This window comes from Streptomyces hypolithicus (genome assembly GCF_052934925.1).
In genome coordinates this window covers 4,820,122-4,846,173 of sequence record NZ_CM128811.1, presented here as the reverse complement: position 1 = coordinate 4,846,173, position 26,052 = coordinate 4,820,122, and the positions used below count along the sequence as shown (strand labels likewise).

Sequence of the window (26,052 nt, the reverse complement as noted above, 5' to 3'; positions counted from 1 at the left end):
TCGTACGCTATCCGGGCCACCCCCGGACGCATCGCGGCGCCCACCCCTTGTCCGGTCGGGGACAGGGCGGGCGCCGCGTTCAGTTCCGCACGCCGTTGTACGGGACGAATGTGGGGCCGTAGGTCAGACCGTCAGCGCACGGTCCGTCGGCTTGACCGGGGCGTGGAGGTCGCTCGCCCCCGTCAGGAAGCGGTCGACGCCGCGCGCCGCCGAGCGGCCCTCGGCGATCGCCCAGACGATCAGGGACTGGCCGCGGCCCGCGTCCCCGGCCACGAAGACGCCGTCCACGTTGGTCGCGTAGTCCCCGTCGCGGGCGACGTTGCCGCGCGCGTCGAGCTCCAGGCCGAACTGCTGGACGAGGCCGTTCTCCTGATCCGTGCCGGTGAAACCCATCGCGAGGGTGACCAGTTGGGCGGGGATCTTCCGCTCGGTGCCGGACTTCTGCTCGAGCTTACCGTCCTTGAACTCCACCTCGACGAGGTGCAGGGACTGGACGTTGCCGTCCTCGTCGCCCTCGAAGTGGGTGGTGGAGACGGCGTAGACCCGCTCGCCACCCTCCTCGTGTGCGGAGGTGACCTTGTAGAGCATCGGGAAGGTCGGCCACGGCTGGCCCGGGTTCCGCTCCTCGCCCGGCTTCGGCATGATCTCCAGCTGGGTGACGGAGGCCGCGCCCTGGCGGTGGGCGGTGCCCACGCAGTCCGCACCGGTGTCACCGCCGCCGATGACCACGACGTGCTTGCCCTCGGCGGTGATGGGGGCCACCGTCAGATCGCCCTCCTGCACCTTGTTGGCGAGCGGCAGGTACTCCATCGCGAAGTGGATGCCGTTCAGCTCGCGGCCCGGGACGGGCAGGTCGCGGGAGACGGTCGCTCCGGCGGCGACGACCACCGCGTCGTAGCGCCTGCGCAGCTTCGCGGCGTCGACGTCGCGGCCGATCTCCACCTCCGTACGGAACTTGGTGCCTTCGGCGCGCATCTGCTCGATGCGCCGGTTGATGTGCGACTTCTCCATCTTGAACTCGGGGATGCCGTAGCGCAGCAGGCCTCCGATGCGGTCGGCACGCTCGTACACGGCGACCGTGTGGCCGGCCCGGGTCAGCTGCTGGGCGGCGGCCAGGCCCGCCGGGCCCGAGCCGATCACGGCGACGGTCTTGCCGGAGAGGCGCTCGGGCGGCTGCGGGGTGACGTCGCCGTTGCCCCACGCCTTGTCGATGATGGTGACTTCGACGTTCTTGATGGTGACGGCCAGCTGGTTGATGCCGAGCACGCACGCCGATTCGCAGGGAGCGGGGCACAGCCGCCCGGTGAACTCCGGGAAGTTGTTCGTGGCGTGCAGACGCTCGGACGCAGCCGTCCAGTCCTCGCGGTAGGCGTAGTCGTTCCACTCGGGGATGAGGTTCCCGAGCGGGCAGCCGCTGTGGCAGAACGGGATGCCGCAGTCCATGCAGCGGCCGGCTTGCTTGCTGATGATCGGCAGCAGGGAGCCGGGAACGTAGACCTCGTTCCAGTCCTTGACGCGCTCACCGGCGGGGCGGGTCTCGGCGACCTCGCGGCCGGTGGTCAGGAAGCCCTTGGGGTCAGCCATGGGTCGCCGCCTCCATCATCTTCTCGGTGGTCTCCTGCTCGGAGAGACCGGCGAGCTCAGCGGCGTCCTTGGCGGCGAGCACTGCCTTGTACGTAGACGGGATGATCTTGCTGAAGCGAGTGAGCGCGGTGTCCCACTCGGCCAGCAGCTTCTCGGCGACCGTGGATCCGGTCTCCTCCTGGTGGCGGCGCACGACGTCGTGCAGCCACTGCTTGTCGGTGTCGTCGAGCGGCTCGACGGCGCCGGCGTTGCCGGGGTTGACGTTGTCCGGGTCGAGGTCGATGACGTAGGCGATGCCGCCGGACATGCCGGCCGCGAAGTTACGTCCCGTCTCGCCCAGCACCACCGCGTGGCCGCCGGTCATGTACTCGCAGCCGTGGTCGCCCACGCCTTCCGACACGACGGTGGCGCCGGAGTTGCGGACGCAGAACCGCTCACCCGTCCTGCCTCGCAGGAAGAGCTCGCCGCCGGTGGCGCCGTACCCGATGGTGTTGCCCGCGATCGTCGAGTACTCGGCGAGGTGGTCGGCGCCGCGGTCCGGGCGGACGATGACACGACCGCCGGACAGCCCCTTGCCGACGTAGTCGTTGGCGTCGCCCTCCAGCCGCAGCGTCACGCCGCGCGGGACGAAGGCGCCGAAGGACTGGCCGGCCGAACCGGTGAAGGTGATGTCGATGGTGTCGTCGGGCAGGCCCGCACCGCCGAACTTCTTCGTCACCTCGTGGCCGAGCATCGTGCCGACGGTCCGGTTGATGTTGCGGATCGCGATCTGCGCGCGAACCGGCCCGGCCGCTTCGGCGCTGTCCGCGGACAAGGCGTCGGCGGCGAGCTTGATCAGCTCGTTGTCGAGCGCCTTCTCCAGTGCGTGGTCCTGCGCCGCGATCTGGTGGCGTACCGCGCCGTCCGGCAGCTCGGGGACGTAGAACAGGGGCTCCAGGTCGAGACCCTGCGCCTTCCAGTGGTCCACGGCCACGTCGGTGTCGAGGAGTTCGGCGTGGCCGACGGCCTCTTCCAGCGTACGGAAGCCGAGTTCGGCCAGCAGCTCGCGCACTTCCTCCGCGATGAACTGGAAGAAGTTGACGATGTACTCGGCCTTGCCGGAGAACCGCTCCCGCAGGACCGGGTTCTGCGTGGCGATGCCGACCGGGCAGGTGTCGAGGTGGCAGACGCGCATCATGATGCAGCCCGAGACGACGAGCGGCGCGGTCGCGAAACCGAACTCCTCGGCGCCGAGGAGGGCGGCGATGATCACGTCGCGGCCGGTCTTCAGCTGGCCGTCGGTCTGTACGACGATACGGTCGCGCAGCCCGTTGAGCAGCAGCGTCTGCTGGGTCTCGGCGAGGCCGAGCTCCCAGGGACCGCCGGCGTGCTTGAGCGAGGTCAGCGGCGAGGCGCCGGTACCGCCGTCGTGGCCGGAGATGAGCACCACGTCGGCGTGCGCCTTGGAGACGCCCGCGGCGACCGTGCCGACCCCGACCTCCGATACCAGCTTGACGTGAATCCGCGCCTGCGGGTTCGCGTTCTTGAGGTCGTGGATCAGCTGAGCCAGGTCCTCGATGGAGTAGATGTCGTGGTGCGGCGGCGGCGAGATAAGCCCGACGCCGGGGGTGGAATGCCGGGTCTTGGCGACCCACGGGTAGACCTTGTGGCCGGGCAGCTGGCCGCCCTCGCCGGGCTTGGCGCCCTGCGCCATCTTGATCTGGATGTCGTCGGCGTTGACCAGGTATTCGCTGGTCACACCGAACCGGCCGGAGGCGACCTGCTTGATGCTGGAGCGCCGGGCCGGGTCGTACAGCCGGTCCGGGTCCTCGCCGCCCTCGCCGGTGTTGGACTTGCCGCCCAGCTGGTTCATGGCGATGGCGAGGGTCTCGTGCGCCTCCTGGGAGATGGATCCGTACGACATGGCGCCGGTGGAGAAGCGCTTGACGATCTCGGAGGCCGACTCGACCTCGTCGATCGGGATGGCTTCACGGCCGCTCTTGAAGTCGAAGAGGCCACGCAGCGTCATCAGCCGCTCGGACTGCTCGTTCACTCGCTGCGTGTACTGCTTGAAGATGTCGTAGCGGCGCCCGCGCGTGGCGTGCTGGAGGCGGAAGACCGTCTCGGGGTCGAAGAGGTGCGGCTCGCCCTCGCGGCGCCACTGGTATTCGCCGCCGATCTCCAGAGCGCGGTGCGAGGCGGAGATGCCGGAGGCCGGGTACGCCTTGGCGTGCCGGGCGGCTACCTCCTTGGCCACCACGTCGAGGCCCGCGCCGCCGATCTTGGTCGCGGTGCCGTTGAAGTACTTCTCGACGAAGGCCTCGTCGAGGCCGACGGCCTCGAAGACCTGCGCGCCCCGGTAGGAGGCGACCGTCGAGATGCCCATCTTCGACATGACCTTCAGGACGCCCTTGCCGAGGGCGTAGATCAGGTTGCGGATGGCCTGCTCGGGTTCGGCGCCCTCGATGAAGGTGCCCGCGAGGACCAGGTCCTCGACGGACTCCATGGCGAGATACGGGTTGACGGCCGCGGCACCGAAGCCGATGAGCAGCGCGACATGGTGCACCTCGCGCACGTCGCCGGCCTCGACGAGCAGTCCGACCTGGGTGCGCTGCTTGGTGCGGATGAGGTGGTGGTGCACGGCGGAGGTCAGCAGGAGGGACGGGATCGGCGCGTGCTCGGCGTCGGAGTGCCGGTCGGAGAGCACGACCAGCCGGGCGCCGTCCTCGATGGCGGCGTCGACCTCGGCGCAGATCTGTTCGATACGGTCGGCCAGCGCGTCCCCGCCGCCGCTTACGCGGTAGAGGCCGGACAGGGTGGCGGCCGTCATGCCGGGCATGTCGCCGTCGGCGTTGACGTGTATCAGCTTGGCCAGCTCGTCGTTGTCGATCACCGGGAAGGGCAGCGTGACGCTGCGGCAGGACGCGGCGGTCGCCTCCAGTAGGTTGCCCTGCGGTCCGAGCGAGGACAGCAGCGAGGTGACGAGCTCCTCGCGGATGGCGTCCAGCGGCGGGTTGGTGACCTGCGCGAAGAGCTGAGTGAAGTAGTCGAAGAGCAGCCGGGGGCGCTCGGAGAGAGCCGCGATCGGCGAGTCTGTACCCATGGAGCCGAGCGGTTCGCCGCCGGTGCGGGCCATCGGGGCGAGGATGATGCGCAGCTCTTCCTCGGTGTAGCCGAAGGTCTGCTGGCGGCGGGTGACGGAGGCGTGCGTGTGCACGATGTGCTCGCGCTCGGGGAGGTCCTCCAGCTCGATCTCGCCGGCTTCCAGCCATTCCTGGTAGGGCTGCTCGGCTGCGAGGGAGGCCTTGATCTCGTCGTCCTCGACGATGCGGTGCTCGGCGGTGTCGACGAGGAACATCTTGCCGGGCTGCAGCCGGCCCTTGCGTACGACCTTCGCCGGGTCGATGTCGAGCACGCCGACCTCCGACGACAGCACGACGAGCCCGTCGTCGGTGACCCAGTAGCGGCCGGGACGCAGACCGTTGCGGTCGAGTACGGCGCCGACCTGGGTGCCGTCGGTGAAGGTGACGCAGGCCGGGCCGTCCCAGGGCTCCATCATCGTGGAGTGGTACTGGTAGAAGGCGCGACGGGCCGGGTCCATGGAGTCGTGGTTCTCCCACGCCTCGGGGACCATCATCAGCACGGCGTGCGGCAGCGAGCGCCCGCCGAGGTGCAGCAGCTCCAGCACCTCGTCGAAGGAGGCGGAGTCGGAGGCGTCGGGCGTACAGACGGGGAAGATCCGGTCCAGCGTCTCGCCCGCGAACAGGTCACTCGCCAGCTGCGACTCGCGGGCCTTCATCCAGTTGCGGTTGCCCTTGACCGTGTTGATCTCGCCGTTGTGCGCGACGAAGCGGTACGGGTGGGCGAGCGGCCAGCTGGGGAAGGTGTTCGTGGAGAAACGCGAGTGCACGAGCGCGATGGCGGTCGCGCAGCGCCGGTCGGAGAGGTCCGGGAAGAACGGCTCCAGCTGCCCTGTGGTGAGCATGCCCTTGTAGACGATGGTCCGCGCGGACAGCGACGGGAAGTAGACACCGGCCTCGCGCTCGGCACGCTTGCGCAGCAGAAAGGCCTTGCGGTCCAGGGCCACGCCCGTGGACGTACCGTCTGCAACGAAGATCTGTGAGAAGGCCGGCATGGTGGCGCGGGCGCCGTTGCCGAGCAGCGAGGGCGTGACGGGCACCTCGCGCCATCCGAGGACGTTCAGCCCTTCCTCGGCGGCCATCGTATCGATCCGTGCGACGGCGGCGGCGCTGTCCTCGGCAGGCAGGAACGCGATTCCGACGGCGTATGCCCCGGCCTCGGGCAGGTCGAAGGAGGTGACCTCGCGCAGGAAGGTGTCGGGGACCTGGAGCAGGATTCCGGCGCCGTCGCCGGAGTCGGGCTCGGATCCCGTGGCACCGCGGTGTTCGAGGTTGCGCAGTACGGTCAGCGCCTGCTCGACCAGCTCATGGCTGGCCACACCGGTGAGGGTGGCCACAAAGCCGACGCCGCAGGCGTCGTGCTCGTTACGGGGGTCGTACATCCCCTGCTGGGCGGGGCGACCGTCCATGGGCGACCAGGCGTCGGAACGCATTGGCACTCCCGTCGTCGTCGTGGCATATGCAACTACCGAGGGACGACGTTGGCCCTCCGCGAAATTTCGTGCAGGTTACATGATGGCTGGCTTCTCGGTTAGCGGATAGCTCATTCCAGCATGCGGACACCACGCAAAGCGGTGTAGGTGATTCGGGGGCGGACAGACCGACATCAGTCCGGCCGTCGCGGAGCAGGCTTCATTGCCCACGGTGTTGAGGGCTCATGCCCGGTGGTTAATACTGCAACCGCATGTGTGGGTTTTGGCCTCGGCGTTGGTAGTGACAGCGGCGGGCTCGGGCCTGGCTGCGGCGTCGGAAGTGTGACCAGCGGAGACGGTGCTCGTTGTCGTGGCAGCGGGGCGTGATGACGACGTGCCCGATCATCCGGCGGATCTCCGGGACGCTGAGGGGTATGAGGTCTTGCTCGTCGTCTCGGCTGCCCCTTTTGTGGCTTCTGCGGCACGGGTGGCGGTCAGGTAGGCGAGGGCGGCCATCGCGAGGGTGATGTGCCGGTACCAGGCCCGGTAGAGACGGACCTGGTAGTGGTCCAGGCCGCATTCGCCCTTGGCGATCTGGAAGCATTCCTCCACCTGCCACCGTGCGCCAGCGGTTCTGACCAGGTCTTTCAGCCGGGAGGTGGCGGGGCCGTAGCAGACGTAGTAGGCGATCTCGGCGGGGTCGCTGATGCTGCGGCGGGCCAGGACCCAGTGCCCGAAGCCGTCCTGCCACTGCGGGCGGACAGCGATCCGGGCCCAGTCGTAGAACCGCTGACCGTGCGCGCCCGCTCCGGCGGAGATCCGCTTCCATCTCTGCCGGGGCACTGCGGTGATCAGGTCGCGCACCTCGGCGACCGCACCATCGGTGGTGGTCACGATGTCGTTGACCTTGGTGGCCAGTACATAGGCGACGTGCCGTTCCTCCAGCCAGGCCCGCATGTGTTTGACCTGGCCGTATGCCTCATCCGCAGTGACCCAGGCGAAGGGGACACGGGCGTCGATCACGCGTTGCAGCATCCACTTGAAATGCTCGATCTTCGTGGCGAAGGGCACCTCGTCACCGATCCCGGCCTGCCTGCACCGCTCGCGGTCATCGGTCCAGGAGGCGGGGACATACAGTTCCCGGTCGATCAGCGCCCGGCCTTTCACGGAGGCGTAGGCCAGGAACGTGCCGATCTGACAATTTTCCGTGCGGCCGGCCGTTCCGGAGTACTGCCGCTGGACACCGGCCGACTTGACGCCCTTCTTCAGGAAGCCGGTGTCGTCCCCGATCAGCACCGCGTCCTTGGCGCCGATCGTCTCGACGACGAAGTCACGCACGTCGTCACGGACGGCATTCTCGTCCCAGTCGGCGAAGTTCAGCAGCCGCTGGAAACCGTCGGGGCGACGCTGGCCAGCCTGCTCGGCCAGCGTCCACCCGTTTTTCTTCTCCAGCGGTGCGAGCAACGTACTCAGGTAGTCCAGCGCCCGCTCACGCGGCTCCGACCTGCCGAAACGGCCCGCAAAGCGAGCATGAAGATCGGCTATCCCCTCGGACCAGTTCTCGATCTGCGCGACCGTCAGCGATTCATCACACAGTCAGTCCAACGACCAAGACGGCGCCCTGTCACGCCACATGCGGTTGCAGTATTAAGGGAACAAAACCACGAGGTAACAACTACTTATGCGGAGCCCTGCATAGTGTCTCATCCTACGGCGGTTCCGAACAGGACCCCAAGGGCGTACGTCACACCCGCTGCGGCCCCGCCGAGCGCCAGCTGACGCAGCCCGCTGAACCACCAGGACCGCGCGGTCACCCTGGCCACCAACGCCCCGCAGGCGAAGAGCCCCACTAGTGCGAGAGCGACGGCGGGCCACAGCGTCGAGGCACCGAGCAGATACGGCAGTACGGGCAGCAGGGCGCCCAGCGCGAAAGCCCCGAACGACGATACGGCGGCGACCAGCGGTGAGGGAAGGTCCCCCGGGTCGATGCCGAGTTCTTCGCGGGCGTGGATCTCCAGCGCCTGCTCCGGGTCTCTGGACAGCTGGGTGGCGACCTCGCGTGCCAGCCCCGGCTCGACGCCCCGCGACTCGTAGAGCGCGGCCAGCTCCTCCAGCTCGTCCATGGGGTGCTTGCGCAGCTCGCGCCGCTCGACATCGAGTTCGGCCTCCACCAGCTCGCGCTGGGAGGCGACGGAGGTGTATTCGCCGGCCGCCATGGAGAAGGCGCCGGCGGCCAGGCCCGCGAGCCCGGTGATCACGATCGTCTGCTGGCCCACGGACCCTCCGGCGACACCGGTCATCAGCGCCAGGTTGGAGACGAGTCCGTCCATCGCGCCGAACACCGCGGGGCGCAGCCAGCCCCCGTTCACATCGCGGTGGGTGTGGTTGTCGCGGTGCGCCGCGTGAAGCGTCGCCTCGGTCTCGATGATCGCCATGTCGCCGTGTTCCCCTCTCGCCGGAGGCGGTCCCGTGTGCGGTCCCTCTGCCCCCCAACGCCTTCGAAAGTACGCACGATTCGGGCCGCCCGCCAGCAAGGCAGGCCGTACTTACCCGCGTCTGCCCGGCGATGGCCGACCGGGTGACTTGGACGTTTCGACGCCTTCGCCGAGCCCTCGCGTGGCACAGATCCAGGAACGGAGCCGAGGGAGTTGAGTGCATGCGATCCCGTACCGAACGTGCCGATCGCGGCCGCGCGCTGACGGCCCTGCGGGTGCGCCACGGCGTACGTGCCCTGCGCGACCGGGGCCGGGGCGCGATGCTCGGCCTGGCGGTGGGGGACGCGCTGGGCGCGCCTGCGGAGAACATGAAGCCGTCGGAGATCCGCCGCCGTTGGGGCCGCATCGAGGGTTTCGTGGCCGACGACCCGGCCGGTACGGACGACACCGAGTACGCGATCTTCTCCGGCCTCCTGCTCGCCCGCCACGGCTCGGCGCTCACCGTGGCCCATGTCGAGCACGCCTGGCACCTGTGGATCGTCGACCTCGACGAAGGCCCTTTCCGGGGTGCGGGCTTCAGCGAACGCGGCACGCTGGAGAACCTCCGCCGGGGCCTGGCCGCGCCGATCTCCGCACAGCACCGGCACGCGTGGAGCGACGGACTGGCCATGCGGGCCGCCCCCTTCGGCGTCTTCGCGGCGGGCCGGCCGGCGGAGGCGGCCCGCCTGGTGGCGATCGACGGCTGTGTGAGCCACGAGGGCGAGGGCATCTACGGCGGCCAGGCCGTGGCGGCCGGGGTGGCGGCGGCCATGACGGGGGCGACCCCGGCGGGCGTCACGGCAGCGGCCCTGTCCGTCGTCCCCGCCGACTCCTGGACGGCCCGCTCGCTGCGTCGGGCGGTGGCGGCGGCGCCGCAGGGCGAACGGGCGGTGCGTTCGGCGGTGGTGATCGGCGGCTACCCCTGGACGGACCTGGCCCCCGAGGCGGTGGGCCTCGCCTTCGGGGCGTTCGCGGCGGCTCGCGGCGACTTCGCGGGCTCGGTGCTGACGGCGGTCAACATGGGCCGCGACGCGGACACCACGGCGGCGGTGGCGGGCGCGCTGGCCGGCGCGATGTGCGGCGCCCGGGCCATCCCGCCGGCCTGGGCGTCGGTGATCGCCCCGGCCCGGGGCAGCTGTCTCCCCTCGATGCGCGACCACCACGTTTTGGACGTAGCCGACCTGCTCACCCCGGACGACGACCCCCAGGCAGCCTCATGACCCCGTACACCTCCGAGGCACCAGTACTCCCCGATGTCGCGGAAGCGGACGAGCCCGGGGCGGGGGCCGGTCCCGGCATCCGCCGAATCGAGGGCCTCCTCCTCGGCCTGGCCGCGGGCGACGCCGCGGGATGGCCCGCGGCTCGCCACCGCGCTGCCCGTATGCCCGACTGGACCCGTCGGCTCACCCGCGAACTCGACACGTTCGCCGAGCAGAACGCGACCACCACTCTCCCCGTCCCCATCGCCCTCAACCAACCCCCTGAACCCCTGCGCCTCGGCCCCTCCGACGACGCGGAATGGGCGGCCTTCACCGCCGTGACGATCCTCGCCGCCGCCCCCGGCCGCCTTCGTGCCGAGATCGACCGGGCCTGGACGGCCCTGGCCGCCGAGGTCGCCGCTGCGGCCGACCGCGCCCCCGAGGTCGAGTCCGCCGTACTCCCCCTCCGCGCCCGGATCTCCGTACGCGCCGGTCTCGGCAACCTCGCCGCCGGTCTGCGGCCGCCCGCCACCGGCCACGACAATCCGCACTACTTCGACGACGCCGCCTGCATCCGCGCCGCCGTACTCGCCACCGCCCAGCCGGGCGACCCGGCCGCCGCGGCCGAGCTCGCCGAGTTCGACGCCCGCTACACCCAGGACGGCGACGGCGTGCACGGTGCCCGAGCCATGGCGGCGGCGGTCGCCGCGGCCCTCGGCGGGGCCACGGTCGACGATGCCGTGGACGCCGCCCTCGCCCAGCTCCCCCGCGCCACCGAGATCGGGCGCAACGCGGCGCATGCCGTCCTGCTCGCCCGCGAGGCGACCACCACCAGCGCCTTCGCCCTCGTCCCCACCCTCGAACACCAGATCGTCGACCACGTCTACAGCTACGGCATCGCGGCCGCCGAAACCCTCCCGGTAGCTCTCGCCCTGGCCACCGCCGCCCGCGGCCGCGTCACCGAGGCGGTGCCCGCCGCGGCCTGCCTGTCCCGCGTGGCCGACTCGGCCCCCGCCCTGGCCGGCGCGCTGACCGGCGCACTCGGCGGGGGCGACGCGCTGCCACCCGGCTGGCGCGACGCCTGCCGCACCCTCGTCGGCTGCGCACTCCCCCGCCTGGCCGGCACCGACCTCGTCGACCTGGCCGCACGGCTCACCGCCCACCCGCCCCACGAAAGGCTGATCCGAACATGACGCTCACGCTGGAAGACCGCACCACCGGCAGCCTCCTCGGCGCGGCGGTCGGCGACGCCCTCGGAGGCCCGGTCGAAGGGTGGTCCCCCGAGCAGATCCAGGAACGCCACGGCGGCCGCGTGCACGGCATCGTCGGTCCGTTCTACGACGACTGGCGTACGGCGCGCCCCATCGCCCCGTACCACAAGGGTGACGGCCACATCACCGACGACACCCTCATGACCCACGCGTTGATCCGCGTGTACGCGCAGGTCCGCGACCACCTGGACGCCTACGCCGTCGCCGACCACCTGGTCCCCGAACTCATCGGCGCCCCCATCTGGATCCCGGAACTGGAAGCCGAGGCCCTGCCCCTCCAGCGCGTCTTCCTCGCCGAGAAGTGGATCGTGGCCCGCCTCCACTACGGCCACGTCGACCCGCGCGAGGCCGGCGCGGGGAACATCGTCAACTGCGGCGCGGCGATGTACATGGCCCCCGTGGGCCTGGTCAACGCGGGCAACCCCGCAGCGGCGTACGCCGAGGCGATCGATGTCGCGGGCGCCCACCAGTCGTCGTACGGCCGCGAGGCTGCCGGAGTGTTCGCGGCCGCGGTGGCAGCCGCCTGCACCCCCGACGCGACACCCGCGACCATCGTCGACACCTGCCTCGCCCTGGCGAAGGACGGCACCCGCTCAGCCATCGAAGCAGCGGCCGAAACCGCCGTCCGCCACCACGACTTCGAGTCCGCACTGGCCCCCCTCCGCGCCGCCGTCGCCCCCTTCGACACAGTAGGCCCGGACTACCGCAAGCCGACGCTCGCCGCCCGCCGCCCGTCCCGGCTGCACTCCATCGAAGAGCTCCCCGTCGCCCTCGGAATGCTCCTGGTCGCCGGCGGCGACTACCGCCACAGCGTCCTGGGCGCGGTCAACTACGGCCGCGACTGCGACTCGATCGCCACGATGAGCGGCGCGATCGCGGGCGCACTCCACGGCGAATCCGCCATCCCTCACGACTGGTCCAAGACGGTGGCCGAAGCAAGTCGCACCGACCTGCACGCCCCGGCCCACACCCTCGCAGAGGTCACCCGCGAGGTGTACGCCCGCGACAAGGACCGCCACCGGGCCCACGAGAACGCATTCGAGGCGCTGGCGACATGACCACCCGCCTGACCTGGGTGCAACCGGAAGACCTCCTCGCCCACGAACTGCGCCAGGCAGCGGAGGACGGCCGCGACCCCACTCCCCTCCGCGTCCGCTGGGAATCGGCCGGCGGCACATCAACCCCACCCCCCTCCGGCTCATCCCCCACCCCCGCAGCCCCGCACCTGCGCACCCTGGCGGAAACGCTTCTGACCGAACTAGCCCACCTCCCCACCCCCTCAGCGCAGTACGAACCCACCCCCCTGACAGCCATCAGAGAGGCCTGCCCGACCTGGCCACCCCCGACGTCCGCCCCCACGTCGGACCGCGCGTCCGCCCCCGCGTCGCCTGTCACGTTGCCAGGAGGGGACGCGTCGGGGCGCTCCCCGCAGGGCGTCGAACGCAACCCCCCCGAGGAACCACACCTACCCGAACGTTCGGCGCCCGAGGAGACGCCCCGGCGCGGCACCGACCCCAGCACCCCCGGAAGCGGCACCCCCGGCCGCAGCACCCCGGCCCCCTGCATCCCCGCCCCCCTCCTCAACCGCCTGCACGCCGCCTGGCTAGGCAGAGCAGCCGGCTGCCTCCTGGGCAAGCCCGTCGAAAAGCTCCCCCTGGACGCCATCCGCCAACTGGCCGCCAGCACCGGCAACTGGCCCCTGCGCACCTGGTTCACCGCCCGAGGCGTCCCGGAAGCACTCCTCGCCCGCCACCCCTGGAACCGCCGCTCCGCCCCCACGTCCCTGGCCGAGAACATCAACGGCATGCCCGAGGACGACGATCTCAACTACCCGCTCCTCGGCCTGCTCCTCCTCCAGCGCCACACCAAGGCCTTCACCACCACCCACCTAGGAGCGTGGGTCAGTAACCGGCAACCCGCCTTCGGTTCGTGATCATTCGTAAGGAATGATGTCCGTATGCGTGGTGGGGATGGACTGTTTGAGGTCGAGCCGGTCGAGAAGAAGCAGCCGCAGGGTCATCCAGCGGCGGTGGACAAGCGGTTCCGGGCGTTCGACCCGCACCAGGTCCTGCTGCTGCCACCGTCGCTGGACCACTGGCTGCCCGAGGGGCACCTGGCCCGGTTCGTCGCCGACCTGGTCGACGACGTGCTGGATCTGGGGCCGGTCCTGGCCGGCTACACCGAGAAGCGCGGCTTCCCGCCCTACGATCCGCGCCTGATGGTGCGCCTGCTCATCTACGGCTACACCACCGGCATCCGGTCCTCGCGGGCGATCGAGCGCAAGTGCGTGGATGACATCGCGTTCCGGTTCCTGGCCGCCGACCAGGCGCCGGACTTCCGGTCGATCTCACGGTTCCGCCGCCGCCACCTGGACGCGCTCGCGGACCTGTTCACGCAGTCACTGCACCTGGCGCAGAAGCTGGGCATGGTCAGGATGGGCCGGGTCGCGCTGGACGGCACGAAGCTGGAGGCCAGCGCCTCCAGACACAAGGCGATGAGCTACTCCCGACTGATCGACAAGGAGGAGCGGATCGAAGCCGAGATCGCCGAACTGGAGTCCAAGGCCGCCGCGTTGCTGGCCGACGCCGAGTCCACCGACACCGCCGAGGACCGGATCTTCGGCGCCGACGGCAAGGACGTGGACCTGCCCGCCGAGCTGGACCGCCGCGAGAAGCGACTCGCCCGGCTCCAGGCCGCCCGCGCCCAGATCGAAGCCGAGGCTGCTGAGAAGGCCCGCCGCCACGCCGAGGACAAGGAACGCCGCAGGCAGGATCGCGCCGGCACCGACGACGAACAGGCCGTCACCGACGCCGGGCAGCAGGCCGCCGCGAAAGCCCGTCCCAAGCCGAAGGCGCAGGCCAACTTCACCGACCCCGACTCACGGATCATGAAGAACAGCGACGGCGCCTACATCCAGGCCTACAACGCCCAGGCCGTCGTCGACGCCGAACACCAGGTCATCACCGCCGCCGACGTGACGACCAACGCCGCGGACACGCTGAACTACACCACGATGCTCAACCAGTCCGCCCAGAACACCGGCATCCACCCCAAGCAGGCACTGGTCGACGCGGGATACTGCTCCGAGACCAACCTCCAGGCCGCGAAAGACCGCCAACTCACCTGCGGCACCGACACGTTCATGGCCACCGGCCGCCTCGCCCACGACGAACAGGTCCCGCCCGCACCACGCGGACGCATCCCGGCGAACGCCACGCTGAAGGAACGCATGGCCCGCAAACTGCGGACCAAACCCGGCAAAGCCGCCTACCGCCGCCGAAAAGCCATCGTCGAACCCGTCTTCGGCCAGATCATGACCTGCCAGAACGGCCGCCAGCTCATGCTCCGCGGCGAAGACGGCGCCCGCGGAGAGTGGCGACTGCTCGCAGCCTGCCACAACCTCCGCAAGATCTTCCGGCACACCACGGCCACCGGACTCGCCGCGGCGACCGGGTGACCGGCCCGGCCCAGGCCCTCCTCTGGACCATCCCGAGGCCCAGGAGACCCCAGCCTCGGGCCAGCCGACACCGACCGGGCGACTGTGACCGATCCCGCCGACCCGACCACCCGGCCGCCTGCTCGTTACTGACCCACGCTCCTAGCCCACGTCTGGCTGGACGAACTCCCCGCAGGCCGTACCTTCACCGCCGAACGCGTCGCCTACCGCAACCTCCTCCTCGGCCTGACGCCCCCGCACACCGCCCGCCACCACAACCCGTTCCGCGAATGGATCGGCGCCCTGATCCGCGCCGACATCCACGGCTGGACACACCCCGGCAACCCGGCGGCCGCCGCCGAACAGGCCCACCGGGACGCCACCCTCACCCACACTGCCAACGGCGTGTACGGCGCGATGTTCGCCGCCGCCACCATCGCCGCAGCCGCCGCCGGCACCTCCGACGTACACCAGTGCCTCCACACGGGCCTGACCGTCGTCCCCCCGGACTCCCGCCTCGCCAAGGCAGTCCGCTTCGGTATCGAAACGGCCCACGCTCACACCACCTTCGACACCGTCGTCGACCGCCTCCACGCCGCCTACGGCCACCACCACTGGGTCCATGTGGTCCCCAACGCCGCTCTCATCGCCGCCGCCCTCACCCACGCCGACGGCGACTTCACCGGATCCATCTGCCGCGCGGTGTCCGGCGGTTGGGACACCGACTCGAACGGCGCGACCGCCGGCAGCATCGCGGGCCTCCTGGCCGGCTCCCCCGAGGCGATCCCCGCCCACTGGACGGACCCCCTCCACAACCGCCTCGCCACCTGCGTCGCAGGCCTGGACGGCATCGGCTTCGACACCCTCGCCCACCTCACCCACACGGAGGCGACCCGGCCATGACCAGCCCCACCCCACCCGCATCCACCCCCACACCCCCACCCGCACTTCCCACCCCACCCGCCGCCCCCCTCACCGGCCTGCGCGTCCTCGACCTGGCCACCCTCTTCGCCGGCCCCCTGGCCGCCACCATGCTCGGCGACTACGGCGCGGACGTCATCAAGATCGAGCACCCCACGAAACCCGACCCCTCCCGCGGCCACGGCCCCGCCAAGGACGGCATCGGCCTGTGGTGGAAGGTGCTCGGCCGTAACAAACGCACGATCACCCTCGACCTGTCCGCCCCCACCGGCCGCGACGCCCTCCTGCGCCTCGCCGCCACCGCGGACGTGGTCATCGAGAACTTTCGCCCCGGCACCCTGGAGAAGTGGGGCCTGGGCCCGGCGGAGCTGACCGCGGTCAACCCCCGACTGGTCCTGGCCCGCGTCACCGGCTTCGGCCAGTTCGGCCCGTACTCCCACCGCCCCGGCTTCGGCACCCTCGCCGAGGCGATGAGCGGTTTCGCCGCCATGACCGGGGAGCCGGAGGGCCCACCCACGCTCCCGCCATTCGGCCTCGCCGACTCGATCGCGGCCCTCGCCACCGCGTACGCGGTGATGACCGCGATCACGGCCCGCGCCACAACCCTCCGCGGCCAGGTCGTCGACCTCGCCCTCATCGAGCCGATCCTCGCCGTCCTCGGCCCGCACGCGCTCTGGTACGACCAGCTCGGCTACGTCCAGCCCCGCACCGGCAACCGGTCCCGCAACAACGCCCCGCGCAACACCTACCGCACCGCCGACAACGCCTGGGTGGCCGTCTCCACCTCGGCCCAGTCCGTCGCCGAACGCGTGATGCGCCTGGTCGGCCGCCCCGACCTGATCGACGAGCCGTGGTTCACCACGGGCAGCGGACGCGCCGAGCACGCCGACGAACTGGACGGGCCCGTAGGCCACTGGATCGGCCGCCGCACCCGCGACGAGGTGCTCGCCGCCTTCGAGAAGGCCGAAGCCGCGATCGCGCCCGTCTACGACGTACGGGATGTGATGGACGACCCCCAGTTCCGCGCCCTGGACACGATCACCGAGGTCCAGGACGACGAGCTGGGCCCGCTGCGGATGCAGAACGTCCTGTTCCGCCTCTCCGAGACACCCGGCGCGATCCGCTGGGCGGGCCGCCCGCACGGAGCCGACACCGACGCGGTCCTGACGGAGGCGGGCTTCACCGAGTCCGAGATCGCCGTCCTCCGCGACACAGGCTGCACACGATGACGGCGCCCCCCATGCCCACGCCCACACCCACTCCCGTGACCTGGCTGTACGCACCCGGCGACCGCCCCGAAACGGTCGCCAAGGCGTTGCGTGCCGGGGCCGACGTCGTGATCGTCGACCTGGAGGACTCGGTCGCCCCGCACCGCAAGGAGTACGCCCGCTCGGCCACCGCTGAGCTGCTTTCCGAGCGCACGGCCGTCCCGGTCCACGTCCGCGTGAACGCCCTCGGCAGCCCGCTCGGCGACGCCGATCTGCACGCCCTGGCGCGGCTTCCCGGCCTGTGCGCCCTGCGCCTGCCCAAGGTCACCGACTCGGCCGAGGTGCGGCACGTGGCGAACGTGGCGCCGGACGTGCCGTTGTACGCCCTGCTCGAATCGGCGCTGGGCATCGAGCACGCCCACGCGATCGCCGGGGCACACCCCGCGCTGCGCGGAATCGCGCTCGGTGAGGCGGACCTGCGCGCGGATCTGGGCGTACGGGACGACGTCGGCCTCGCGTGGCCACGCAGCCGGGTGGTCGTCGCGGCACGGGCGGCGGGCCTGGGGCCGCCGGCCCAGTCGGTGCACACGGATCTGCGGGACCTGGAGGCGCTGGCGGCGTCATGCGCCCAGGGCCGGGCCCTGGGCTTCCTGGGCCGCACCGCGCTGCACCCGCGCCAGCTGCCGGTCATCGAGGAGGCCTTCTTGCCGACGCTGAGGGAAATCGAGGAGGCGGAGGAGGTCGTCAAGGCGGCGGCCGCGGACGGCGGCGCGTTGGCGCTCCCGGACGGCCGCTTCGTGGACGCGGCGGTGGTGGCGGGCGCGTACCGCACCCTGGCCCTGGCGTCCCGCCCCCGCCGGTGACTGCGTCCAGCTCCGCCCGGACCGGGGGTCCGGAGCGGAGGCCCGGTCAGTGCTAGCGATCCGCCGGACGCTGGTCCGTGACGTCGGCGGCTCCCGCATCCGACCCGGCTTCGGCTTCGGCGTCGGCGTCGGCGTCGGCGTCGGCGTCACTGTGGGTTTCGGCGTCGGCGTCGGCGTCGGCCGCGTCCGCAGAAACCTCGTCACCCTTGGCCAAAGACACCGCCCCCGGCTCGACGATCTCCTCGCGCCCCGGCCGCGACTTCGCCGAGATCACGAAGTACGCGACCGCGAGAACGAACACGACGATCGAGGTCCACACATTGAGCCGCAGCCCCAGGACCTGATTCGCCTCGTCGACCCGCATGTACTCGATCCAGCCACGGCCGGAGCAGTACAGGGCCACGTACAGGGCGAAGACCCGGCCGTGACCGAGCTTGAAGCGGCGGTCGGCCCAGATCACGATCAGCGCGGCCCCGATGCACCACAGCGATTCGTACAGGAAGGTCGGGTGGTAAAAGCCGGCTTCCCGGTTCGTGCCCTCGGAGATCTTCAGCGCCCACGGCAGATCGGTTTCGCGGCCGTACAGCTCCTGGTTGAACCAGTTGCCCCAGCGCCCGATGGCCTGGGCGAAGGCGAGTCCGGGGGCCATGGCATCGGCCCAGGCCGGGAGCGGGATGCCACGCCGGCGGCAACCGATCCAGGCGCCGACGGCACCGAGCGCCACCGCGCCCCAGATGCCGAGGCCGCCCTCCCAGATCTTGAACGCGTCGACCCAGTTCCGGCCGTCGGTGAAGTAGAGCTGGTAGTCGGTGACGACGTGGTAGAGGCGGCCTCCGACGAGGCCGAACGGCACCGCCCAGACGGCGATGTCGGCCACCGTGCCGGCTTTGCCTCCCCGGGCGACCCAGCGCTTGTTGCCGTACCAGACGGCTACGAAGACGCCAATGATGATGCAGAACGCGTAGCCGCGGAGCGGGATCGGTCCGAGCTCGATCACACCGGTCGACGGGCTGGGAATATAAGCGAGGTCCATGGCAGGGTCGACGCTACCTTGCCGGGTGGGACGTACGGCAACCCACCCGGCAACGTCTGCGTAACGGGCCCGGTATCGGCTACGGCGCCGCGGGCGGAGCCGTCACCGTCCCGGGGTCCTTGCCCTTGTTCGCCTCAGCGACCCACTTCTTCAGGTTCTCCGGCGAGATCTGCTCGCTGCCCTTCTGCGGGAAGACGGATTCCCCGTTGAGCTGCACCGTTGGCGTGCCGCTGAAGTCGCCCTTCTGGAATGCCTCGTTGGACTTCTGAACCCAGCTGTTGTGGGTGCCGTCGTTCACACACTGCTTGAAGGGCTCCGTCACCAGCCCGTCGACCTTCTCCGCCAGCTCGATCAGGTAGCTGTTCTTGCGGAAGGCGTCGTCGGGTTCGGGCGGCTGGTTCTGGAACAGCACGTCGTGGTACGGCGTGAACTTCCCCACGTCCTGCGCGCAGGCCGCCGCGTTGGCCGCCCGCAGCGACCCCGAGCCGCTCATGTTCCCGTCGATGAGCGTGGCCAGGTGGTACTCCGTCTTGATCTGGCCGGCCGCCTCCAGCTCGTGGATCGTGTCCCGGAAGCCGTTCTCGAACTGGGCGCAGGCCGGGCAGCGGAAGTCCTCCCAGATGGTGAGCGTCGAGGGCGCGTCCTTGGCTCCGACGGGAATCATCGGGTCGCCCTTGGCGTTCGTGCCCTTCGGCGGCACCACGGGGCTCGCGCTGTCGCCGTCCGAGCCGGAGTCCGAGCCGGAGTTCGCCGCGACGATACCCACGACGGCGGCCAGGCCCAGCACACCCACCACGGCGGCCGCTACGATCAGCGTCCGCCTGCGCTTGTCGCGCGTCTTCTGCGCCTCGCGCTCCTCGATGAGGCGCTCGCGGGCGGTCCTTTTTCCCTCACGGTTCTTGTCACTCACACTCGCAGCAACGAACCGGGGAGGCACCTGCGTGCCTCCCCGGTCCATGTCCACCCGTACGGGTCAAACCGATCAGTTGTTCGCGGTGCTCCTGCGGACGCCCCGGATCCCTTCCGCCAGCTCCCCCGCGAGGGCCCGCACGGCGGCCAGCCCGGCCGCCGGGTCCGGTGCGTCCAGCAGGAGCTTCACGAAGGCCGAGCCGACGATCACCCCGTCGGCGAAGCCGGCGACCTCCCTGGCCTGGACGGCGTTGGAGACCCCGAGCCCCACGCACACCGGCATCGCCGTCGTGGCCCGCGTCCTGCGCACCAGCTCCTGCGCCTGCTCGCCCACCGAGGCACGGGTACCGGTGACACCCATCAGCGAAGCCGCGTAGACGAAACCGGAACCGGCCGCCGTGATGGTGGCCAGGCGCTCGTCCTTGCTGCTGGGGGCCACCACGAAGACGGTCGCCAGGCCGTGCTTGTCAGCGTGCTCGCGCCACAGCGCCGACTCCTGGACCGGCAGGTCGGGCAGGATGCACCCCGCGCCACCGGCCGCCGCCAGCTCCGCGGTGAAGCGCTCGACACCGTACCGGTCGACCGGGTTCCAGTACGTCATCACCAAAATCGGCGCCCCGGTCGCCTCATACGCCTCACGCACCGTCCGCATCACGTCAGCGATCTTCACACCGCCACGCAACGCGATGTCATCGGCGGTCTGGATGACCGGACCGTCCAGCACCGGATCACTGTGCGGCAGACCGACCTCGACCACGTCCGCCCCGCCCGCGACCACCGCCTTGACCGCCTCGATGGCCCCGTCCACGGACGGGAATCCCGCCGGGAGATAGGCGACGAGCGCGGCCCGGTCCTCGGACCTGGCCTTGGAGAGGGTGTCGCTCAACAGCTGAATGTTGCCGCTCACTTGGTGTCCCTCTGGATCTCGGCCGCGCCGTCGACGGCGGAAGCGTCGGCCTCGACGGCGGCCTGGGTGTCGTAGAGCCCGAAGTAGCGGGCGGCGGTGTCCATGTCCTTGTCGCCGCGTCCGGACAGGTTGACCAGGATCAGACCGTCCCTGCCCAGCTCCCGGCCCAGCTCCAGCGCCCCGGCCAGCGCATGCGCGCTCTCGATCGCCGGAATGATCCCCTCCGTACGCGACAGCAACAGCAACGCCCGCATCGCCGCATCATCGGTCACCGCCCGGTACTCACCACGCCCAATGTCCTTCAAATACGCGTGCTCCGGACCGATCCCCGGATAGTCCAGACCCGCCGAGATCGAATAGGGCTCCGTGATCTGACCCTCCTCGTCCTGCAGAACATACGACCGCGACCCGTGCAAAATCCCCGGCTCCCCCGCCGACAGCGTCGCCGCATGCTCACCGCTGCCAATACCGTGACCGGCCGGCTCACAACCCACCAGCCGAACACCCTCATCCGCCAAGAACGCATGGAAAAGACCGATCGCATTCGACCCGCCCCCCACACACGCCACCGCCGCATCAGGCAACCGGCCCGCCCGCTCCAGAATCTGGCGCCGCGCCTCCACCCCGATGACCCGATGGAAGTCACGGACCATGGCAGGAAACGGATGCGGACCCGCGACCGTACCGAAGAGATAATGCGTACGGTCCACATTGGCGACCCAGTCACGAAACGCCTCATTGATGGCGTCCTTCAACGTGCGCGAACCGGACTTCACCGCGACGACCTCGGCACCCAGCATCCGCATCCGCGCCACGTTCAGCGCCTGCCGCTCAGTGTCGATCTCCCCCATGTAAATGGTGCACTCAAGACCGAAAAGCGCACACGCCGTCGCGGTCGCCACCCCATGCTGCCCGGCACCGGTCTCCGCGATCACCCGGGACTTGCCCATCCGCCGGGTCAGCAACGCCTGACCCAGCACATTATTGATCTTGTGCGATCCGGTGTGATTGAGATCCTCACGCTTGAGGAAAACCCGCGCCCCACCCGCGTGTTCAGCAAACCGCGCCACCTCGGTCAGCGCACTCGGCCGACCCGTGTAATGCACCATCAGATCGTTCAGCTCGGCCGCGAACACCGGATCCGACTTGGCCTTGTCGTACTCCACGGCAACCTCATCCACCGCCGCGACCAACGCCTCCGGGATGAACTTGCCACCATACGCACCGAAATAGCCCTCGGCGCTCGGGATCAGACCCTCGGGGTCCGGAACGAAGAAGTCAGAAGACATCCGACGTACTCCTCAGAAGGGGCTCTCGCGCCCCATGAAAACCAACGGGTGGACTTCACCGTATGCGCCGCGCGTGACCTTGCCCCGGTACGCCTCCGTGGCATCCGGGCACAGCTCAGCGGTGCGGCACGCCTTCGGTGCGCCATCGCATGCCGTTGATCTGGCCGGGCTCGGAACCGATGTGGTACCGCACCCGGCGTCCCCGCACACGTCGCGCCGGGGCCCGGCACCCGCGCGGGCGGCACCCGCGCGCCAGTGGCGCGTGCGGGTCGCGTCCCTGCGCCCCGGGGCGGCGGAAGCCGGTCCGGGGACGGGTGGCGGGACGGCGCGAAGCGGTCATGGGCGGGGTGTCAGCTCCGGCCGTGGCGCAGGGCGGGGTGGGCGCCCGCGGCGACCAGGTCGGCGACGGCCGCTTTGGGGTCCCGGCCGGTGACCAGGGACTCGCCGACGAGCACCGCGTCGGCGCCCGCGTTGGCGTACGCGATCAGGTCGTGCGGGCCGCGCACCCCGGACTCAGCGATGGTGACGATGCCGGCGGGGACCTCGGGGGCGACCCGCTCGAACGTGCCGCGGTCGACCTTGAGCGTCTTCAGGTCGCGTGCGTTGATGCCGATGATCTTCGCTCCGGCCTCTACGGCGCGCTCGACCTCGTCCTCGTCGTGCGCCTCGACCAGCGGGGTCAGGCCGATGGACTCGGCCCGCTCGATGAGGGAGACCAAGGCCTCCTGCTCCAGGGCCGCGACGATCAGCAGAGCCAGGTCGGCGCCGTAGGCCCGCGCCTCCCACAGCTGGTAGGCGGTGACGATGAAGTCCTTGCGCAGCACCGGAATGTCGACCTTGGCGCGTACGGCCTCCAGGTCGGCCAGCGAACCGCCGAAGCGCCGCTGCTCGGTGAGTACGGAGATGACGGCCGCGCCGCCCGCCTCGTAGTCGGCGGCCAGACCCGCGGGGTCGGCGATCGCGGCGAGGGCGCCCTTGGACGGGCTTGAGCGCTTGACCTCGCAGATGACCTGGACACCGTCACCGCTCAGAGCTGCGACGCCGTCCTTGGCGTGGGGTGCCTTGGCCGCGCGGTCCTTGAGCTCGTCGAGACTGACGCTTGCCTGCCGCTCCGCAAGGTCGGCGAGCACGCCTTCGATGATCTCGTCGAGCACACTCACGAAAGCGGCCCCCCTTCCGGGACGGTGATGGTGGACCAGGATCAGCCACAACGATGATATCCGCAGGACGGCCCAGGTCTCGCATCGAGCCGCCGACAGTCCCACTACCTGGGACTTCGTGAGGGCCGGTCGTGTGACGACTACGGGGCCAGCGCGGAGCCGAACGGCAGATTCCGGACGACGCTGAAGACCGCGACCACGGCGCCGATGCCCCACCAGTACCCGGGCCGCAAGGTGATTCGCGCCGGGATGCCCCTGCTCGCCCGGACGGCCCACAGCGTCCACAGCACGGCGAAGATCCCGTACCCGACGACGGCGAGGGCGTTGGCGCCGAACGCGCCGGCCAGGTCGCCCGTGGCGACGGCGTGCGCGCTGCGCAGTCCGCCGCAGCCGGGGCAGTACAGCCCGGTGACCTGGAGCAGCGGGCAGACGGGGTAGTGGCCGGGTTCGTTCGGGTCCACCGCGCCGACGAAGGCGAAGGCCGCGACCACACCCGCGAGGGTGAGAGCCGGCGCGCCGAGCCGGCGCGCGAGCGGTCCAGGCCGCCGCCCGACGGCGGCGCCGGGGGCGGGCCCGGGCGGCGGGGAGGCGGGGGCGGGCTTGGGCATGGCGTCCATCCGCTTGATTGTCCACGCTCATGACGAAAGGCGCAGCCCCATGGCGGGCTGCGCCTTCGCTGGACGCCCGGCGCGTGTCCGGGCGGGGGCATTCGGACCGTCAGCTGGCCCCGACCTGCTGTCCGGCCTGCCCGGCCTCGATACGTGCCCGCAGCGCGCCCTCGGACTCCTTCGGCCCGCCCAGACCGGCGACACTCATGACCTTGCCGACGACACCACCGAGCACCGTCACGACCATGCCGGCCCAGAAGCCGAGCGGGTTGGCCAGCACCATGAAGGCGGCCGAAATGCAGAAACCGATGAAGATGATGGTGACACCGGTCCAGGCGGCCGGGGTGTGTCCGTGGCTGCTGCCCGCCATGAGTTCGCTCCTCGTTGCTGTTGCTCTGTGGTGAGTCGGTGGGTGCGTGTGATCAGTGCCCATTGTCCCGTACGGGTGCGGGGGCACTGAGCGCGGGGTCATGCGTCGCGCGTGGGGTCCTCGCCGCGGTCGAGCGCCTTCCACAGCTCCTCGGGCCGGTCCGGGGCGGGCGCGGCGGGCGCCTTGCGAGCCCGCGGGGTGCCGTCGCGCTCGTAGCGGCCGGACATCGCGGGCCAGCTCCGTCCGTACCGCAGGGCGAGCAGTCCGGCGAGCAGGATCAGCAGGCCGCCGGCCGCGGTGACGTACGGCCATGCGGTGTGGGTCAGTGCGGCGGCCGTCGCACTGGTGTCGCCGGTCATCCCGGCGGCCTTCTCGTCCAGCGCGGCGCGCCCGGAGGCCCCCGCGAAGGCGGTGGCGGCCGCGGCCGCGCCGCTCAGCGCGAGCAGCGCGGAGACCAGCAGCCGGCCCGCCCGGCGGACGGCGAGGACGGCGACCAGAGCGGCGAGGCCGACGATGGCCAGCGCGGCGGGCGCACCGGTGACGTCCTGGCCCTGGACGTCGAGGGGGACGCTGCCGCCTCCGACGGCGGTCGCCCCCTCGGCCCAGGTCCGGCCGGAGCCGAGGAGCACGACGGCGGCGCCGAGGGCACCGAGCAGCAGGGCGACGGCGAGACTGCGCCGGCCCGTGGCGGCGGCCGGTGCGGCGGCGGGGTCGCGGCGCGGAAGCGGAACAGGTGTGGGGGATGCGGCACTCACGGACTCCACTATCCCTTACGGCCTGGTGCGCCGTTACGCCCGGTTCGCGTTCAGAGGCGGTTCGCCGTGTGTACGGCGCGCAGTACCGCGGCCGCCTTGTTGCGGCACTCGGTGTCCTCGGCGACGGGGTCCGAGTCGGCCACCACACCGGCGCCGGCCTGCACGTGTGCTGTGCCGTCGCGGAGCAGGGCGGTGCGGATGGCGATGGCGGTGTCGGAGTCGCCGGCGAAATCGAGATATCCGACACAGCCGCCGTACAGGCCGCGGCGGGACGGTTCCAACTCCTCGATGATCTGCATGGCGCGCGGCTTCGGGGCGCCGGAGAGGGTCCCGGCGGGGAAGCAGGCGGTGAGTACGTCGAACGCGGTGCGTCCCGGCGCGACGCGGCCCGTCACCGTCGACACGATGTGCATGACGTGCGAGTACCGCTCGACGGACATGAAGTCGACGACTTGGACGCTGCCGGGCTCGCAGACCCGGCCCAGGTCGTTGCGGCCGAGGTCGACGAGCATCAGGTGCTCTGCGCGCTCCTTGGGGTCGGCGAGCAGCTCGTCGCCGAGCGCCTGGTCCTCCTGCGGGGTCGCGCCCCTGTGCCGGGTCCCGGCGATCGGATGGATCATGGCTCGTCCGTCCTCCACCTTGACCAGGGCTTCGGGGCTGGAGCCGACGACGTCGAAGCCGTCGAACCGGAAGAGGTACATGTACGGCGACGGGTTGGTGGCCCGCAGCACCCGGTAGACGTCCAGCGCACTGGCCGTGCACGGCGTCTCGAAGCGCTGGGAGGGGACGACCTGGAAGGCCTCGCCCGCCCGGATGCGCTCCTTGATGTCGTCGACGGCCCGCTGGTAGGCCTCGCCGCCCCACAGCGCGGTGTACGGCGGCAGTTCGGACGGCGGCAGGGCGGCGGGCGCGGTCGGCACGGCCCTGCTGAGGTCGGCCTCCATCGCATCGAGCCGGGCGACGGCGTCGGTGTATGCCTCGTCGACGCCGGAGTCGAGGGCGTTGTGGTTGATCGCGTTGGCGATCAGCAGGACAGAACCGTCCCAGTGGTCGAGCACGGCGAGATCCGAGGTGAGCATCATCGTCAGCTCCGGCAGCCCGAGATCGTCCCGGCCGCTCTCGCCGATCTTCTCCAGGCGGCGTACGACGTCGTACCCGAGGTAGCCGACCATCCCGCCGGTGAACGGCGGCAGGCCGACGGCGAGGTCGCGGGGGGTGTGCAGCGCCTCGATGGTGGCGCGCAGCGCATCGAGCGGGTCGCCGCCGAGCGGTACGCCGACCGGGGGCGTCCCGAGCCAGTGCGCCCGGCCGTCCTGGGCGGTGAGGGTGGCGGCGCTGCGTACGCCGACGAAGGAGTACCGGGACCAGGAGCGGCCGTTCTCGGCGGACTCCAGGAGGAAGGTGCCGGGGCGTTCGGCGGCGAGTTTGCGGTACAGGCCGACCGGCGTGTCGCCGTCCGCGAGCAGCTTGCGGCTGACGGGAATGACACGCCGGTCGACGGCCAGCTTGCGGAAGGTCTCGATGTCCATGGCCG

21 protein-coding genes and 1 pseudogene are annotated in these 26,052 nt (G+C 70.9%); 8 read left to right on the top strand and 14 right to left on the bottom strand.

Annotated elements, in window-relative coordinates; genetic code table 11:
* Positions 1 to 123: 123 nt before the first annotated feature.
* From ACU6WZ_RS22835 to ACU6WZ_RS22820, 4 genes are all read right to left on the bottom strand, one after another.
* Positions 124 to 1,584: a glutamate synthase subunit beta gene (locus tag ACU6WZ_RS22835; RefSeq protein WP_447030040.1), complete on the bottom strand. Its 1,461-nt coding sequence runs from the start codon at positions 1,582 to 1,584 to the stop codon at positions 124 to 126.
* Positions 1,577 to 6,136, bottom strand: coding sequence for a glutamate synthase large subunit (gltB, locus tag ACU6WZ_RS22830; RefSeq protein ID WP_447030039.1), 4,560 nt, complete (start codon positions 6,134 to 6,136; stop codon positions 1,577 to 1,579). The genes ACU6WZ_RS22835 and gltB overlap by 8 nt, the downstream gene beginning before the upstream one ends.
* Before the next feature lie 381 nt (positions 6,137 to 6,517).
* Positions 6,518 to 7,681 carry an IS701 family transposase gene (locus ACU6WZ_RS22825; protein ID WP_185302568.1) on the bottom strand — a complete coding sequence of 388 codons (1,164 nt, stop codon included), beginning with the start codon at positions 7,679 to 7,681 and terminating at the stop codon, positions 6,518 to 6,520.
* Positions 7,682 to 7,818: 137 nt separating this feature from the next.
* Positions 7,819 to 8,550, bottom strand: coding sequence for a VIT1/CCC1 transporter family protein (locus ACU6WZ_RS22820; RefSeq protein ID WP_447030038.1), 732 nt, complete (start codon positions 8,548 to 8,550; stop codon positions 7,819 to 7,821).
* A 320-nt stretch (positions 8,551 to 8,870) separates the two neighbouring features.
* On the opposite strand from ACU6WZ_RS22820, the gene ACU6WZ_RS22815 reads away from it, so the two are divergent.
* From ACU6WZ_RS22815 to ACU6WZ_RS22780, 8 genes and pseudogenes are all read left to right on the top strand, one after another.
* Complete coding sequence (locus ACU6WZ_RS22815) at positions 8,871 to 9,809, top strand: ADP-ribosylglycohydrolase family protein (RefSeq protein WP_447034191.1); 939 nt, start codon at positions 8,871 to 8,873, stop codon at positions 9,807 to 9,809.
* Complete coding sequence (locus ACU6WZ_RS22810) at positions 9,806 to 10,981, top strand: ADP-ribosylglycohydrolase family protein (protein WP_447030037.1); 1,176 nt, start codon at positions 9,806 to 9,808, stop codon at positions 10,979 to 10,981. Before ACU6WZ_RS22815 ends, ACU6WZ_RS22810 begins: the two co-directional genes overlap by 4 nt.
* A complete protein-coding gene (locus ACU6WZ_RS22805) occupies positions 10,978 to 12,117 on the top strand; it encodes an ADP-ribosylglycohydrolase family protein (protein ID WP_447030036.1) in 1,140 nt (379 codons plus the stop codon). Before ACU6WZ_RS22810 ends, ACU6WZ_RS22805 begins: the two co-directional genes overlap by 4 nt.
* Positions 12,114 to 12,992, top strand: a complete 879-nt coding sequence (locus ACU6WZ_RS22800; protein WP_447030034.1) for a hypothetical protein — start codon at positions 12,114 to 12,116, stop codon at positions 12,990 to 12,992. Before ACU6WZ_RS22805 ends, ACU6WZ_RS22800 begins: the two co-directional genes overlap by 4 nt.
* Positions 12,993 to 13,088: 96 nt before the next feature.
* Positions 13,089 to 14,516 carry an IS1182 family transposase gene (locus ACU6WZ_RS22795; RefSeq protein ID WP_447033827.1) on the top strand — a complete coding sequence of 476 codons (1,428 nt, stop codon included), beginning with the start codon at positions 13,089 to 13,091 and terminating at the stop codon, positions 14,514 to 14,516.
* Positions 14,517 to 14,657: 141 nt separating this feature from the next.
* Positions 14,658 to 15,398: pseudogene (locus ACU6WZ_RS22790) on the top strand (ADP-ribosylglycohydrolase family protein); the annotation flags it as partial.
* The gene (locus ACU6WZ_RS22785) at positions 15,395 to 16,645 is read left to right on the top strand and encodes a CaiB/BaiF CoA transferase family protein (protein ID WP_447030033.1); all 1,251 of its coding nucleotides are present in this window, start codon (positions 15,395 to 15,397) and stop codon (positions 16,643 to 16,645) included. The pseudogene ACU6WZ_RS22790 and the gene ACU6WZ_RS22785, both read left to right, overlap by 4 nt.
* Positions 16,642 to 17,487: an HpcH/HpaI aldolase/citrate lyase family protein gene (locus ACU6WZ_RS22780; RefSeq protein ID WP_447030032.1), complete on the top strand. Its 846-nt coding sequence runs from the start codon at positions 16,642 to 16,644 to the stop codon at positions 17,485 to 17,487. The genes ACU6WZ_RS22785 and ACU6WZ_RS22780 overlap by 4 nt, the downstream gene beginning before the upstream one ends.
* Before the next feature lie 52 nt (positions 17,488 to 17,539).
* Here ACU6WZ_RS22780 and lgt read toward each other — a convergent pair whose 3' ends face one another.
* From lgt to ACU6WZ_RS22730, 10 genes are all read right to left on the bottom strand, one after another.
* A complete protein-coding gene (gene lgt, locus ACU6WZ_RS22775; RefSeq protein WP_447030031.1) occupies positions 17,540 to 18,520 on the bottom strand; it encodes a prolipoprotein diacylglyceryl transferase in 981 nt (326 codons plus the stop codon).
* A 79-nt stretch (positions 18,521 to 18,599) separates the two neighbouring features.
* A complete protein-coding gene (locus tag ACU6WZ_RS22770) occupies positions 18,600 to 19,430 on the bottom strand; it encodes a DsbA family protein (RefSeq protein WP_447030030.1) in 831 nt (276 codons plus the stop codon).
* A 72-nt stretch (positions 19,431 to 19,502) separates the two neighbouring features.
* Positions 19,503 to 20,336 (bottom strand): tryptophan synthase subunit alpha, encoded by an 834-nt coding sequence (gene trpA / locus ACU6WZ_RS22765; RefSeq protein ID WP_447030028.1) that lies wholly within the window; start codon positions 20,334 to 20,336, stop codon positions 19,503 to 19,505.
* Positions 20,333 to 21,625, bottom strand: coding sequence for a tryptophan synthase subunit beta (trpB, locus tag ACU6WZ_RS22760; protein WP_447030027.1), 1,293 nt, complete (start codon positions 21,623 to 21,625; stop codon positions 20,333 to 20,335). The genes trpA and trpB overlap by 4 nt, the downstream gene beginning before the upstream one ends.
* Positions 21,626 to 21,740: 115 nt before the next feature.
* Entirely contained in the window at positions 21,741 to 21,965 is a 225-nt protein-coding gene (gene trpM / locus ACU6WZ_RS22755) for a tryptophan biosynthesis modulator TrpM (protein ID WP_447030026.1), read from the bottom strand.
* 10 nt (positions 21,966 to 21,975) lie between these two features.
* Positions 21,976 to 22,785 carry an indole-3-glycerol phosphate synthase TrpC gene (trpC, locus tag ACU6WZ_RS22750; protein WP_447030025.1) on the bottom strand — a complete coding sequence of 270 codons (810 nt, stop codon included), beginning with the start codon at positions 22,783 to 22,785 and terminating at the stop codon, positions 21,976 to 21,978.
* A 140-nt stretch (positions 22,786 to 22,925) separates the two neighbouring features.
* The gene (locus ACU6WZ_RS22745; RefSeq protein ID WP_447030024.1) at positions 22,926 to 23,402 is read right to left on the bottom strand and encodes a DUF2752 domain-containing protein; all 477 of its coding nucleotides are present in this window, start codon (positions 23,400 to 23,402) and stop codon (positions 22,926 to 22,928) included.
* A gap of 100 nt (positions 23,403 to 23,502) precedes the next feature.
* Positions 23,503 to 23,763, bottom strand: a complete 261-nt coding sequence (locus ACU6WZ_RS22740; protein WP_447030022.1) for an HGxxPAAW family protein — start codon at positions 23,761 to 23,763, stop codon at positions 23,503 to 23,505.
* A 98-nt stretch (positions 23,764 to 23,861) separates the two neighbouring features.
* Complete coding sequence (locus tag ACU6WZ_RS22735) at positions 23,862 to 24,518, bottom strand: TIGR02234 family membrane protein (protein WP_447030021.1); 657 nt, start codon at positions 24,516 to 24,518, stop codon at positions 23,862 to 23,864.
* Positions 24,519 to 24,568: 50 nt separating this feature from the next.
* Positions 24,569 to 26,047 carry an anthranilate synthase component I gene (locus tag ACU6WZ_RS22730; RefSeq protein ID WP_447030020.1) on the bottom strand — a complete coding sequence of 493 codons (1,479 nt, stop codon included), beginning with the start codon at positions 26,045 to 26,047 and terminating at the stop codon, positions 24,569 to 24,571.
* Positions 26,048 to 26,052: the final 5 nt, after the last annotated feature.